Origin of the sequence: Mesorhizobium sp. M0854, assembly GCF_040319815.1 — a bacterium.
Classification (GTDB): domain Bacteria; phylum Pseudomonadota; class Alphaproteobacteria; order Rhizobiales; family Rhizobiaceae; genus Mesorhizobium.
Genome location: NZ_JAMYOL010000002.1, coordinates 211,802 through 225,505, shown reverse-complemented (window position 1 = coordinate 225,505; position 13,704 = coordinate 211,802). Strand labels below are relative to the sequence as shown.

The following is a 13,704-nucleotide window of genomic DNA, read 5'->3' as shown; positions in this document are numbered from 1 at the left end:
TGAGGGAGTAATCGATAAATGGCGAATGAAAACTGGCCCGTTTACGGTGAGATCACCGGCCCTGTAGTGATGATCGGCTTCGGCTCGATCGGACGGGGAACGCTGCCGCTGATCGAGCGCCATTTCAAATTCGACAAGTCGCGCATGACGGTCATCGACCCGCGCGACACCGACCGTAAATTGCTCGACGAGCGCGGCATCACTTTCATGCAGGATGCGGTGACCAAAAAGAACTACAAGAAGCTGCTGACACCACTTTTGACCAATGGCGGCGGCCAGGGCTTTTGCGTCAACCTGTCGGTCGACACTTCCTCGCTTGAGCTGATGAAGCTCTGCCGCAAGCTTGGCGTCCTCTATATCGACACGGTGGTCGAACCCTGGCTCGGCTTTTATTTCGACGAGAAGGCCGACAACGCCTCACGCACCAACTATGCGCTGCGCGAGACCGTACGTACTGAAATCGCGAAGAACCCGGGCGGCACCACGGCGATCTCGTGCTGCGGCGCCAATCCGGGCATGGTCTCGTGGTTCGTCAAGCAGGCACTGGTCAATCTCGCCACAGATCTTGGCCTCGACTTCTCGGAACCCGCGCAGCACGATCGCGAAGGCTGGGCCAGGCTGATGAAGAAGGCCGGCGTCAAGGGCATCCATATCGCCGAGCGCGACACCCAGCGCACCAAGAAGCCCAAGCCGATGAACGTGTTCTGGAACACCTGGTCGGTCGAAGGCTTCATTTCGGAAGGGCTGCAGCCGGCCGAGCTCGGCTGGGGCACGCATGAGGCGTGGATGCCGAAGAACGCCAAAAGCCACAAGAACGGTTCGAAGGCCGCGATCTATCTGGAGCAGCCCGGCGCCAATACACGCGTGCGCACGTGGTGTCCGACGCCCGGCCCGCAATACGGTTTCCTGGTGACACACAACGAAGCGATCTCGATTGCCGATTTTTTCACGCTGCGCGGCAAGAAGGGCAAGGTGCAATACCGGCCGACCTGCCATTACGCCTATCATCCCTGCAACGACGCAGTGCTGTCGCTGCACGAGATGTTCGGTGTCGCCGGCAAGGCTCAGCCCGTGCATCACGTGCTCGACGAAAATGAACTGGTCGATGGCGTCGACGAACTCGGCGTGCTGCTCTACGGCCACGCCAAGAACGCCTACTGGTACGGCTCGCAGCTGTCGCTGGCCGAGGCGCGCAAGCTGGCGCCCTATCAGAACGCCACCGGCATGCAGGTCACGTCGGCGGTGCTGGCCGGCATGGTCTGGGCGCTGGAAAATCCCGAGGCCGGCATCGTCGAGGCCGACGAGATGGATTACAAGCGCTGCCTCGACGTGCAGGGCCCCTATCTCGGGCCGGTCAGGAGCTATTATACCGACTGGACACCGCTCGACAATCGGCCTGGTCTGTTTCCCGAGGATCTCGATACCAAAGACCCGTGGCAATTCCGCAACATCCTCGTTCGATAGCAGCGTTGCCTCGGCACTCGGCCAGCTTGCAATCGCCCGGAAATCGGGCGATTGAAGAGGGGCGGCCTAGAGCCACGTGCGTCCATTTGGACGCACAAAGTACGCTCTAGCACTTTGAATGTGCGCATCGTGCTTTCCGAAAATCGGATCGATTTTCGGGCCGATGCGAGAGGAGAGGATCTTGAAGATGACGATTGCGCAAAGACTGCTTTCGGCTGGCATTGCCGCGGCCGCTACGGTCGCGTTGGCGGCCTGCACGACAACCGGCCCAGGCGAGCCGCCGGTGATCACGGCCAAGGGGGTTGAAGGCTCCTGGATCGACGCGCAGGGCACGGGCTTGTCGACCTTCAAGGGCGGCAGCTTCGCGACCGTCGCAACCGACACCGGCCAGAAGCTTGCCGATGGCAGCTACACCATGACCGGCGGCACCTCGGTCGAGATCCATGGCACGTCGCTGATCCGCCAGACGCCGATCAGCTTCAACTGCCTGATGGTCTCCACCAGCCAGCTCAATTGCACCAGCGCGAGCGGGCAGAATTTTGTGCTGACCAGGCGCACCTGAAATCCGATTCCGAATTTACTTTGCACAAGGGCGGCGGCTTCAAGCCGCCGTCTTCTTGCGCCGGCAAAGCTGATGCCGATTTCCGCTTGCATCGACTGAAACGCGATGTGAACATAGCCCAAGAGGGCTGTTACATCCCAGTCAAACAAGAGCGTTAAACGCCTCTGGTCAAGTTATCCGGGAGACGAGAATGAAGAAGATTGCTGCCATCGCCGCGCTGTCGGCATCGGCGCTTGGCCTGTCGGCAGGGGTATCCTTTGCCGACTACACGCTCAACATCCTGCACATCAACGACTGGCATAGCCGCATCGAGAGCAACAACAAGTACGAATCGACCTGCTCGGCCGAGGAGGAGACCAAGGGCGAATGCGTCGGCGGCGCCGCCCGCCTGGTCACCGCGATCGCGCAGGAGCGCAAGAAGCTGGAAGGCCAGAACGTGCTGCTGCTCAGCGCCGGCGACAATTTCCAGGGCTCGCTCTTCTACACGACCTACAAAGGCAAGACCGAAGGCGAATTCCTCAACCAGATGAAATTCGATGCCGAGGCTCTCGGCAACCATGAGTTCGACGATGGCGAGTCGGCGCTGGCGCCGTTTCTCGACATGATCCAGTTTCCGGTGCTCGGCGCCAATGTGAAGGCCAATGCGCAATCCAAGCTCGGCGACCGCGTCAAGCCGTCGATCGTGGTCGAGGTCGGCGGCCAGAAGATCGGGATCGTCGGCGCGGTCACCAACGACACGCCGGAGCTTGCCACCCCTGGCCCGAACATTGCCATCGAAGACGACGTCAAGTCGATCACCGCTGAGGTCGAGAAACTGAAGCGAGAGGGCGTCAACAAGATCATCGCGGTCACCCATATCGGCTACAAGCGCGAGCGCGACGTGATCGCCAAGATCCCGGGCATCGACGTGGTGGTCGGCGGCCACAGCCATTCGCTGCTGTCCAACACCGACCCCAAGGCGGAAGGCCCATATCCGACGATGGTCGACAATCCGGACGGTTACAAAGTGCCGGTCGTCCAGGCGGCGTCCTATTCGAAATATCTCGGCGAGTTCAAGGTCGTGTTCGACGACAACGGCGTCGTCAAGGAGGCAAGCGGCGATCCCATCCATCTCGACAAATCGATCACACCCGACCCAGCCGTGCTTGCCCGCATCAAGGAACTCGGCGCGCCGATCGAGGCTTTGAAGAACAAGGAAGTCGCCGAGACCACCAAGGCGATCGACGGCAGTCGCGAAAACTGCCGCGCCCGCGAATGCGAGATGGGCAATCTGGTCTCCGACGCCGTCCTCGACCGGGTCAAGGACCAAGGTGTCGAGATCGTCATCTCGAATGGCGGCGGCTTGCGCGCCTCGATCGACCAGGGCACCGTCACCATGGGCGAGGTTCTCACCGTCCTGCCGTTTCAGAACACGCTGGCGACCTTCCAGATCTCCGGCAAGGATCTGGTTGCCGGCCTCGAAAGCGGCCTCAGCCAGGTCGAGGACGGCGCCGGGCGCTTCCCGCAGGTTGCCGGCCTGAAATATGCGTTCGACAAATCGGCGCCGCCTAACGGACGCGTCAAATCGGTCGAGGTCATGGAAGGCGGCGCCTGGACACCGATTAAGCCGGACAAGGATTACCTGGTCGCCACCAACAACTATGTCCGCCAGGGCGGCGACGGCTACAAGGTGTTCGCCGAGAAGGCCAAGAACGCCTATGATTACGGCCCGGGGCTGGAACAGGTCGTCGCCGACTACCTGGGCGCGCACCGGCCCTATACGCCGAAGCTCGACGGCCGCATCACCGAGATCGCCGCGACCGTGGCCCCGGCCGCAGAACCTGCCAACCCTGCCGAACCGCCAAAACCTGCTGAGGCTGCGCCGGCAAAGCCCGTTGAGCCGGCAATGCCCGAAATGCCGGCCGGCTCCGGCGACATTTCCAAGACGCCGCCGGCCGTCCCGGCTGAAACAGCGCCGGCACCCGCACCCGCCGAGCCGGCCCAGCCGGCGGCACCTGCGGCTCCTGCCACACCGGCTCCGGCGACCCCTGCTCCGGCTGAGCCGGCACCGGCCGAAAGCAGCCATGTAATCGTCGCCGGCGATACCTATTGGGATCTCGCGGTGAAGGCTTATGGCGACGGCACCAAATGGAAAATAATCTCCGATGCCAACAAAGCCTACGAGCCACGCCGCCTTCCGGTCGGCGCAACCTTGACGATCCCGGCGGCCTCAAAGTAATCCGGCCGCAGGAACGCAATGCACCCGCCCGGCAGACCGGGCGGGTGTTGCATTTCTGGGATAAGGTGCGGCCAGACGCAGCATTTGAAAACCGGCGCGGCATCGCTACTTTCGCCGCGGCACCGTTGGTTCGCGGTGTTGGAGAACCTCATGACGCTTGCCAACCCTGCTGAAATCAAAGCCGAGAAGACTGCCGCCTCGCCGTCGGCAGGGCGCCCTCTGGTCAGGACCGGCAAGGTCGGTGTCATGCTGATCAATCTCGGCACCCCGGACGGCACCGGCTTCAAGCCGATGTGGCGCTACCTCCGGGAGTTCCTGTCCGATCCGCGCGTCATCGAGCTCAACAAGGCGATCTGGTATCCGATCCTCTACGGCGTGGTCCTCACCACCCGGCCGAAGAAATCAGGGGCCAACTATGCCAGGATATGGAACCGGGAGCGCAACGAGTCGCCGCTGCGAACCTACACCCGCGCCCAGGCCGAGAAGCTCGGGCTCGCGCTCGGCGAGCTACCCAATGTCGTCGTCGACTGGGCGATGCGCTATGGCAACCCTTCGACCGAGAGCGTGGCCGAGAGACTGGTCGAGCAAGGCTGCGACCGCATCCTGTCTTTCCCGCTCTATCCGCAATATTCGGCGACGACGACTGCGACTGCCAACGACCAGCTGTTTCGCGCGCTGATGAAGATGCGCCGCGCCCCGGCCATTCGCAGCGTGCCACCCTATTACAACGAGCCGGCCTATATCGAGGCGCTCGCCCGTTCGGTCGAAAAGCATCTGGCGAGCCTCGGATTCGAACCGGAAATTGTCATTGCTTCCTATCACGGCATTCCGAAACTCTATTCCGACAAGGGCGACCCCTACCAGGCCCATTGCCTCGAGACGACCCGACTGCTGCGCGAAAAGCTCGGCTGGGATGAAAACAAGCTGATTACCACCTTCCAGTCGCGCTTCGGCGCGCAGGAGTGGCTGCAGCCCTACACCGACAAGACGGTCGAAAGACTAGGGCGCGAAGGCGTGAAATCGGTCGCCATCGTCAATCCAGGATTTTCCGTCGACTGCATCGAGACGCTGGACGAGATCGGCAGGGAAGCGTCCGAGACCTTCCATCATGCCGGCGGCGAAAAGTTCGCACATATCCCTTGCCTCAACGACAGTGCCGAGGGCATGGCGGTGATCGAGGCGATGGTGCGGCGCGAGCTGTCCGGCTGGGCCTGAACAGATCACCCGTCTATGCACCCGCAATCCGTGATCACCTGATTGTAACATTGCTGAAACACACTTAAGTGTTTGGTGGAATCGGTCGCGTGGAATATCCAACATGGCCGGCCTTTGAGGGGAGAGCCAAATGGGTTTCAGTGGTTTTGATATCGCGCTTCTTGTTCTTGTCGCCCTTGTCGTGCTGGTGCTTATCAAGGGCATCCGAACAATTCCGCAAGGCTATAATTATACCGTCGAACGTTTTGGCCGTTACACCAAGACATTGAACCCGGGCCTCAACCTGATCGTGCCTTTCGTCGACCGTGTCGGCGCCAAGATGAACATGATGGAGCAGGTGCTCGACGTACCGACGCAGGAGATCATCACCCGCGACAATGCCACCGTTGCCGTCGATGGCATCGCCTTCTATCAGGTGCTCAACGCGGCGCAGGCCGCCTACCAGGTCTCCGGCCTGCAGAATGCGATTCTCAATCTCACGATGACCAACATCCGCACCGTGATGGGCTCGATGGACCTCGACGAACTTTTGTCGAACCGCGACGCCATCAACGAGCGCCTGCTGCGCGTCGTTGACGAGGCGGCGCATCCCTGGGGCATCAAGATCACTCGTGTCGAGATCAAGGACATCAATCCGCCGGCCAATCTCGTCGAATCGATGGGCCGACAGATGATGGCCGAGCGCAATAAGCGCGCGCAGATCCTCGCCGCCGAAGGCCTCAAGCAATCGCAGATCCTGGAGGCCGAAGGCCGCAAGGAAGCCGCCTTCCGCGATGCCGAGGCGCGCGAGCGCTCGGCCGAGGCTGAAGCACGCGCCACGCAGGTGGTGTCGGAGGCGATTTCCAAAGGCGACGTGCAGGCGCTCAACTACTTCGTCGCGCTGAAATACACCGAAGCGCTGACCAGGATCGGCTCAGCGACAAACAGCAAGCTCGTGCTGATGCCGATGGAGGCCTCATCGCTGATAGGCACGCTCGGCGGTATTGGCGAAATCGCCAAAGAAGTTTTCCGAAGCGAAGGCACCGCCGGTGCCGCACGACAGGCCGCCCGTCCGCCGGTCGTTCGTCCGAGCGAAACCTGAGGCCACAGCCATGCTCGGCCGCATTGTTTCTGAACTCGGCCCGTGGAGCTGGATGGTCCTCGGCTTCGTCCTGCTGGTAATGGAGGTCATCGCGCCGGGCATTTTCATGCTGTGGATCGGCATTGCCGCGCTGTTGATCGGCGTCGTCTCACTGCTCATCTGGGATGCCGGTTTCTGGACCTGGCAAGTCCAGGTCCTCGCCTTCCTCGCGCTGTCGCTGGTCTCGGCCTATGTCGGCAAGCGGCTGGTGGGCGGGCGCCATGATGAAACCGACCAGCCCCTGCTCAACCGTCGCGGCGCACAGATGGTCGGCCGGACGGCGACCCTTGCCGAGCCGATCAAGGACGGGCGCGGCCGCATAAAGCTGGGCGACACGTTGTGGCGCGTCTCCGGCCCTGACCTGCCGGCCGGCACGCAAGTGCGGGTGACGGGCGCCGCTGATACCGACCTGGAACTGACGGTCGAGGCGGTCTAGAAGTCCGCTAGGCAGCACCGATGCGCAGCAGGTCGTGCAGATGGACGAGCCCGATCGGCCGCCTGCCTTCGACCACCATCAGGCTGGTGATAGCCGAGTCGTTGATTGTCTGCAGCGCCGTCGCAACAAGCGTGTCGGGCGAAGCCATTTTCGGCTCTCTGGTCATCACCTGATCGACGCTCATTGCCAGGAGATCGCTGCCGATATGGCGCCTGATGTCGCCATCGGTGATGATGCCGATCAGCTTGCCGTCTGCGGCAGTCACGGCCACGCAGCCAAACCCCTTGCGCGACAATTCGAGGATTGCCTCGCGCATGCCGGTACCTGACGACACCAGCGGCAGCCTGTCGCCGACATGCATGATCTCGCGGATCTGCGTCAGGTTGGCTCCGAGCTGGCCGCCGGGATGGAACGTGCGGAAATGGTCCGGGGTGAAGCCGCGTGCCTCGAGAAGCGCGATGGCCAGCGCATCGCCCATCACCATTTGCAATAGTGTCGAGGTCGTCGGCGCAAGCCCGTGCGGGCAGGCTTCCGGTGCTCGCGGCAGCAGAAGCACAACGTCGGCCGCGCGCGCCAGAGCCGATTTTTCACCCGCGGTGACCGCGACCAGCGGGATCGAGAAGCGCCTCGAATAGGCGATGATGCCCTTGAGCTCAAGGCTTTCGCCCGACCACGAAAGCGCGATTATGGCGTCGTTTCTGGCGATCATGCCAAGGTCGCCGTGATTGGCTTCGGCAGGGTGGACGAAAAAGGCCGGCGTGCCGGTCGAGGCGAGCGTTGCGGCGATCTTCGAGCCGATATGGCCGCTTTTGCCGACCCCGGTGACGATGACGCGGCCATCGATCTGCGACACCATGCCGACGGATCGTGCGAACGGCTCGGCCAGCCCGTTTTCGAGAGCGTCTGCCAGTGCCGCGACGCCGGCCTGCTCCGTCGCCACGGTTCTCAGCGCCGAGGCAATCGCGGCCTGCCCGTCATGCCGCTTCCTGTCTGGGGATTTCACGTCCATGGACGATGCGATTAGCGCTTCGGCGCGCGCCTGTCCAACGGAATTGCCGTCCGGAACCTCCTGACGGGCCATGCCTCAACGCTCCGTTAACCATCCCCATTTACGGTTTCGTAAGTATGGCGCGCGTGCGCCGCGCAAGCAGTGGTGCCGATGTCCGGGTTTCAGCCTCAAAACAAAATGGGACGAAAGGGCAAGGCGGTCTGCGCTTTGCTGCTGGCAACCAGCGTCTTTTCGTTGTCGCGGCCGGCACTGCTTTGCGCCCAGGAAACCGAGCTGCGCGGCGAGGTTTCGGAATCGACAATCCTGGACGAACAGCAGTACAAGATCAGGCAATCGAGCATAGCCGGAACCCAAGCCGCGCAGGCTGCTGCAACCGCCAACGACAATACGCCGCTGCCTACCTATCGCCCGGCCAGCCAAGGGGCGTTGCCTGACGACGGCACGGGCGAGGCGGCCACAACCGGCGGCACTTTCGATCAACCAGCGGCCAGCGGCGACCCATTTCCCGACAACCCTGCTCCGCCACCCCGACGGCGGCCAAGCGCGACGCCACGCGCCGCCAATGCGGCCAACGCCGAAGACGAGACCGCTGACAGCCAGAAGCGCATGAGAGCCGCGACTGCAGCCGCGGCGGCGACCGATGACACCGATACCGCCGCTATAGACGAGCAGGATACGGTCAACCGCCGTGCCGTCACCATCGATTCCGCCGAGAGGCTCAGGCTCGACCCCGGCGCCGAGCGCACCGAAGCCATCGACGGCCAGAACAAAAAGAACGAGGACGACCCGTTCGCCGCCACCGGCATCAAGCTCGGCTCTTTCGTAATCCGGCCGACGCTCGAGCAAGGCCTGACGTCTTCGACAAACGCCGATTCGAGCAGCCTCGGCAAGCCGGCCTTGCTGTCGGAAACGACTCTGCGCTTCAACGCCGTCTCCGACTGGCGGGAGAATTCGGCGACGGTTGAGGGCTATGGCATCTTCCGCGAAACCTTGTCCGGCTATGACATTCACGAGGCGCAAGGCCGCGTCGACGGCACACTCAACATCGATCTCGACAATGATCTGCGCGCCATCGCCAAGCTGGGCTATGAGGCCGTGCCCGAATCGGCCTCGGCGCCGGACGCGGTCGTCGGCGCCGTTGGCCAGCCGGTGCGCCAGACCATGAACGGCAGTCTCGCCGTCGAGAAGGATGCCGGCAAGATGCGCTTCGCGCTGACCGGCGCGATCGAGCACGACATCTTTGGCGACGCCAAGCTTTCGTCGGGCGGATCGCTGTCGCAGAAGGGCCGCGACTCGACGCTCTACACGGCCATTTTGCGTACCGGTTACGAGATCTCGCCTGCCATCACCCCGTTCACCGAAATCGAGATCGGCCGGCGCGCTTATGATTTGCGCGTCGATCCAAACGGCTTCCAGCGCTCCTCGACCAGGCTTGGCGCACGGGCCGGCGTCGAGCTCGATCTCCGCGAGAAGCTTACCGGCGAGTTCTCGGTCGGCTGGCTGCGCGAAGCTATCGACGACGATGCCCTGCCGGCTATTTCGGGCGCGACGGTCAATGCCGATCTCAAATGGTCGCCGGAACGCGGCACCACGATCGGGCTCACCGCACAGACGACCGCCGAGAACACGACGAATGCGGGCGAAAGCGGCGACATGCTCTATTCCGGCAGCCTCACCGGCGAGCGGCAGATCCGCGCCAACCTGACCGGAAATGCCGCTCTCGGCCTCGAATGGCGCGACTATACCGGCTCCGACGATCATGATTTGACGCTGAGCGCCGAGGCTGGGCTGACGTGGTGGCTGAACCGCTACACCGGGCTCACCACCCGCGCCAGGACTGAAAAACTGACCAGCAACCTGATTGGGCGCGACTACACGGCCAACAGTATCTTCGTCGGCTTGAAGTTGCAGCGCTAAATGCATGTCGCGCAAAAGTGTGCAGCGGTTTTGCGATAACGACTTGCCTAAAACAAGAACCTAAAGCGCGTCGCATGAGGCCGGTCGAACGCGGCGCGCTTTAGCCGATCAGCGCGGCAACCGGTGTTGAAACTACAAGGCTATGCCGCGGCGTTCTGACGGCGCGAGTTCGTCGAGAAGCGTGCGAATGACACCGGCCATGCTGGCATTCATGTCTCTGCGCCACAGTGCGAAGGCAACGTTGGCCTCGACGAAGCCTTCGGGCGAGCCGCAGTCGAACGTCCGCCCGCGGTAGTGGTAGCCGTAGAAGGGCTGTTGCTTCTGCAGCTTCAGCATTGCATCGGTGAGCTGGATCTCGTTGCCGGCGCCTTTTTCCTGACCTTCGAGTATCTTGAATATCTCCGGCTGCAGGATATAGCGCCCGTTGATGTAGAGGTTCGACGGCTCCGTGCCGGTCTTCGGCTTTTCCACCATGCCGGTGATGCGGAAACCGTGATGCGCGTCCTCGCCGCGGCCGACAATGCCGTATTTGTGCGCCTCGGCCGGATCGCATTCCTGCACGGCGACGATGTTGTTGCCGGTCTCGGCGTAAAGCTCGACCATGTCCTTCATGCAGCTTTTTTCCGACTGCATGATCATGTCGGGCAACAGCAGCGCAAAGGGCTCGTCGCCGACGAGCTCGCGCGCGCACCAGACGGCGTGGCCAAGGCCGAGCGGTACCTGCTGGCGGGTGAAGCTGGTCTGCCCCGGCGCCGGTTGCAGCCGCTGCAGGCGGGCGAGCTGGTCGTCCTTGCCGCGCTGCGCAAGCGTGTCGTAGAGCTCGAACTGGACATCGAAGTGATCCTCGATGACCGCCTTGTTGCGGCCGGTCACGAAGATGAAATGCTCGATCCCGGCATCGCGCGCCTCATCGACCACATACTGGATGACCGGCCTGTCGACGACCGTCAGCATTTCCTTGGGAATGGCCTTGGTAGCAGGGAGAAAGCGCGTGCCGAGACCGGCAACCGGGAACACTGCCTTGCGAACTCTCTTCATATGCCAATTATCCATTTGCATGCCTGTTCGGCAATCCCGATTCGAGACATTTTCATGCCGAAATCGAGGATTACTGAACGGCGGGTCATAAATCTCAGCTGGTAAAGCATTGACGCATCTTTTCACCCCGCACGGCACCTATGGTAAACCAAATGCTAACCGGGTTCGGCGATGAATAGTCTTCCTGAGATGAAGAAGGAGGAAAAGATGTCCGTTCGCAACGCCGCAAGGCGCTTCACCAGCGTCCTGACGGCCGCCAGCCTCTCGCTTGCTTTGCTCATGCCCAGCGGGCCGGCTTTTGCCGATGCCGGCTTCCGCCAATGGGTCGCCAGCTTCCGTGCTACCGCCGTGGCGAGCGGCGTTTCCGGCTCCGTCTACGACCAGGCATTCAAGGGCATCAACGATGCTGACCCGGTGGTACTGGAAAAGGCCCGTACTCAACCCGAATTCACCGCACCCGCCTGGGATTATTTCGACAACCGCGTCCATGACCAGTCGGTCGCCGTCGGCCAGCAGATGGCAAGGAAATGGAAGCCTTGGCTGGACAGGATCGAGGCAAGATACGGCGTCGACCGCTACATCCTGCTGGCCATCTGGTCTATGGAATCGAACTACGGCGAAACCCTCAAGCGCGATGATATCATGCGCAATGTCGTGCGCTCGCTGGCGACGCTTGGTTATGCCGATCCGAAGCGAGCGAAATTTGCCCGCACCCAGCTGATCGCGGCGCTGAGGATCCTGCAGACCGGCGACATCGACGAAAGCCATCTCAGCGGCTCATGGGCCGGCGCGATGGGCCATACCCAGTTCATCCCCACCAGCTACCAGTCCTATGCGGTCGATATGGACGGCAACGGCAAGCGCGACATCTGGAATTCGATTCCCGACGCACTGGCGACAGCCGCCAATTTGCTGAGGAAGAACGGCTGGCAGGCAGGCAAGACCTGGGGTTATGAGGTCAGCCTTCCGGACGGCAAGAAGCTGCCCGGAGGCTCGAAGTCGCTGTCGCAATGGCAGGCGCTGGGGGTCAGCCGTGCCAACGGCAAGCCGTTCAAGAACGGTGCGGACAAAGCGACGTTGAAGCTGCCCGGCGGCAGCGGCGGGCCGGCTTTCCTGATGATCAAGAATTTCTCGGTCATCAAGCGTTACAACAATGCCGACAAATATGCGCTCGCCGTGGGCCTTCTTGCCGACGAAATTGCCGGCTATGGCGGGCTTGTGCAGGACTGGAAGCGACCGTTTACCAAGCTCTCCTTCGAGGAAAGGCAGGAGCTTCAGAAGCGACTTTCCGAGCACGGCTATTACGACGGCAAGTTCGACGGCAAGATCGGTGACGGATCGAAAACCGCCATCATGGCCTTCCAGGCAAAGGCTGGCTTGACCCAGGACGGGTATCCGAGCAAGGAAGTGCTCAAATGGCTCAGGCAGAACTAGAGCCGGTTGCGGGATGGAGAGGGTGATTGGTTTCGGCTGCGCGCATCCGGTTAATCGTTCGTCGCGTGCCGATCCTCGTTCTGGCGATAGCCGTTCTGGCGGTCGGCGGCGCCAGTGCCTTTCATACCGCGGCCATGGCGCAGGAGCCGGAAAGTCGTGGCTGGTCGCTGCGCGACCTGTTGTTTCCGCGCAGAAGCGAGCGGTTTGAGCAGCCGCCGCCCGAATTCCAGAGAGAATTCCAGAGAACAAAGCCCAGGCCCAAGCTGAGAAAGCCCCGGTCAGTTAGCCGGCCGCCGCCGGCCGAGCTGACAACCCCAGTAGTCGAGAAGGCGCCGGATGCACGCGTCGTTCTGGTGGTCGGCGATTTCATGGCGTCTGGGCTGGCTGAGGGGCTCGACGCCGCCTTTGCCGAAAACACTGGCGTCAGGATCGTCGTCCGTGCCAACGGATCGTCCGGCTTCGTGCGTGACGATGTCTACAACTGGCCAGAACAGGTCAAGTCGCTGATCGCTGCCGAAAAACCGGCAGCCGTCGTCGTCATGCTCGGATCCAACGACCGGCAGCAGATGCGCGTCGGCGATGTACGCGAGCAGCCGCGATCCGAAAACTGGACCAAGGAATACGAGCGCCGGACCGATGCGTTCGGCAAGGCCATCGCCGCAACCAAGGTGCCGTATCTGTGGGTCGGCATGCCGGCCTTCCGGGTCTCGAAAATGACCTCCGACATGCTGGCCTTCAACGACATCTTCCGCTCGTCCGCCGAAAGCCACGGCGGCGAATTCGTCGACGTCTGGGACGGGTTCGTCGACGAGAACGGCGCCTTCATCACCAGCGGACCGGACATCAACGGCCAATCGGTGCGCCTGCGCTCCGACGACGGCATCAACATGTCGAAGGCCGGCAAGCGCAAGCTCGCCTTCTATACCGAAAAGCCGCTGATGAAGATCCTGGGGCTGGCCGCGCCGGGAAGCGTGGTGACGGCTTCTGCCCCGGCCGGCGCTCCCGTCGAGGCGCCGGCACCTGCCGCGGCACCGATAGCTGTCGATCGCACCGTGCCGATGCTGCTCAGCGATCCGGCGCTGGACGGCGGCTCGGAACTTCTCGGCGCCGCCCCGCCGGCAAAAGCTGACAAGAATTTGCCGGGCGAAAGGCTGATCGTCGAGGGCAAGGCGCCCGACGCCTCACCGGGCCGCGCCGACGATTTCTCCTGGCCGCCCAAGACACAGCCTGCGACGGCGGCCGCATCCGATACGACGACGGCGATCCGCCAGTAAACAGAACCTCTTCGGAA

General features: G+C 62.4%; 11 protein-coding genes. 9 read left to right on the top strand and 2 right to left on the bottom strand.

Annotation, left to right across the window (positions count from 1 at the left end; genetic code table 11):
• The first annotated feature begins 18 nt into the window (after window positions 1–18).
• From NKH99_RS03985 to NKH99_RS03960, 6 genes are all read left to right on the top strand, one after another.
• Entirely contained in the window at window positions 19–1,464 is a 1,446-nt protein-coding gene (locus tag NKH99_RS03985) for a homospermidine synthase (protein WP_352448220.1), read from the top strand.
• Between the two features lie 187 nt (window positions 1,465–1,651).
• Window positions 1,652–2,026, top strand: coding sequence for an outer membrane lipoprotein Omp10 (gene omp10, locus NKH99_RS03980; RefSeq protein ID WP_023720183.1), 375 nt, complete (start codon window positions 1,652–1,654; stop codon window positions 2,024–2,026).
• Window positions 2,027–2,216: 190 nt separating this feature from the next.
• Window positions 2,217–4,244, top strand: a complete 2,028-nt coding sequence (locus NKH99_RS03975; RefSeq protein ID WP_353012744.1) for a 5'-nucleotidase C-terminal domain-containing protein — start codon at window positions 2,217–2,219, stop codon at window positions 4,242–4,244.
• A 150-nt stretch (window positions 4,245–4,394) separates the two neighbouring features.
• Entirely contained in the window at window positions 4,395–5,459 is a 1,065-nt protein-coding gene (hemH, locus tag NKH99_RS03970) for a ferrochelatase (RefSeq protein WP_353012741.1), read from the top strand.
• Between the two features lie 130 nt (window positions 5,460–5,589).
• Window positions 5,590–6,540, top strand: a complete 951-nt coding sequence (locus NKH99_RS03965; protein WP_352539357.1) for an SPFH domain-containing protein — start codon at window positions 5,590–5,592, stop codon at window positions 6,538–6,540.
• 10 nt (window positions 6,541–6,550) lie between these two features.
• The gene (locus tag NKH99_RS03960) at window positions 6,551–7,015 is read left to right on the top strand and encodes an NfeD family protein (RefSeq protein WP_352682513.1); all 465 of its coding nucleotides are present in this window, start codon (window positions 6,551–6,553) and stop codon (window positions 7,013–7,015) included.
• Between the two features lie 7 nt (window positions 7,016–7,022).
• Here the strand turns inward: NKH99_RS03960 and NKH99_RS03955 are convergent, their stop codons facing one another.
• Window positions 7,023–8,024 carry a KpsF/GutQ family sugar-phosphate isomerase gene (locus NKH99_RS03955; RefSeq protein WP_353013110.1) on the bottom strand — a complete coding sequence of 334 codons (1,002 nt, stop codon included), beginning with the start codon at window positions 8,022–8,024 and terminating at the stop codon, window positions 7,023–7,025.
• A gap of 177 nt (window positions 8,025–8,201) precedes the next feature.
• Between NKH99_RS03955 and NKH99_RS03950 the strand changes: the two genes are divergently transcribed.
• On the top strand, window positions 8,202–9,941 hold the full coding sequence (locus NKH99_RS03950; protein ID WP_502899994.1) for an outer membrane beta-barrel protein: 1,740 nt from the start codon (window positions 8,202–8,204) through the stop codon (window positions 9,939–9,941).
• Window positions 9,942–10,073: 132 nt separating this feature from the next.
• Here the strand turns inward: NKH99_RS03950 and galU are convergent, their stop codons facing one another.
• On the bottom strand, window positions 10,074–10,979 hold the full coding sequence (gene galU, locus NKH99_RS03945) for a UTP--glucose-1-phosphate uridylyltransferase GalU (RefSeq protein WP_352469528.1): 906 nt from the start codon (window positions 10,977–10,979) through the stop codon (window positions 10,074–10,076).
• A gap of 207 nt (window positions 10,980–11,186) precedes the next feature.
• On the opposite strand from galU, the gene NKH99_RS03940 reads away from it, so the two are divergent.
• Together NKH99_RS03940 and NKH99_RS03935 are read left to right on the top strand one after the other, a co-directional pair.
• Complete coding sequence (locus NKH99_RS03940; RefSeq protein ID WP_353012734.1) at window positions 11,187–12,413, top strand: lytic murein transglycosylase; 1,227 nt, start codon at window positions 11,187–11,189, stop codon at window positions 12,411–12,413.
• A 26-nt stretch (window positions 12,414–12,439) separates the two neighbouring features.
• Window positions 12,440–13,687 (top strand): SGNH/GDSL hydrolase family protein, encoded by a 1,248-nt coding sequence (locus NKH99_RS03935; RefSeq protein ID WP_353012731.1) that lies wholly within the window; start codon window positions 12,440–12,442, stop codon window positions 13,685–13,687.
• The last annotated feature ends 17 nt before the right edge of the window (window positions 13,688–13,704 follow it).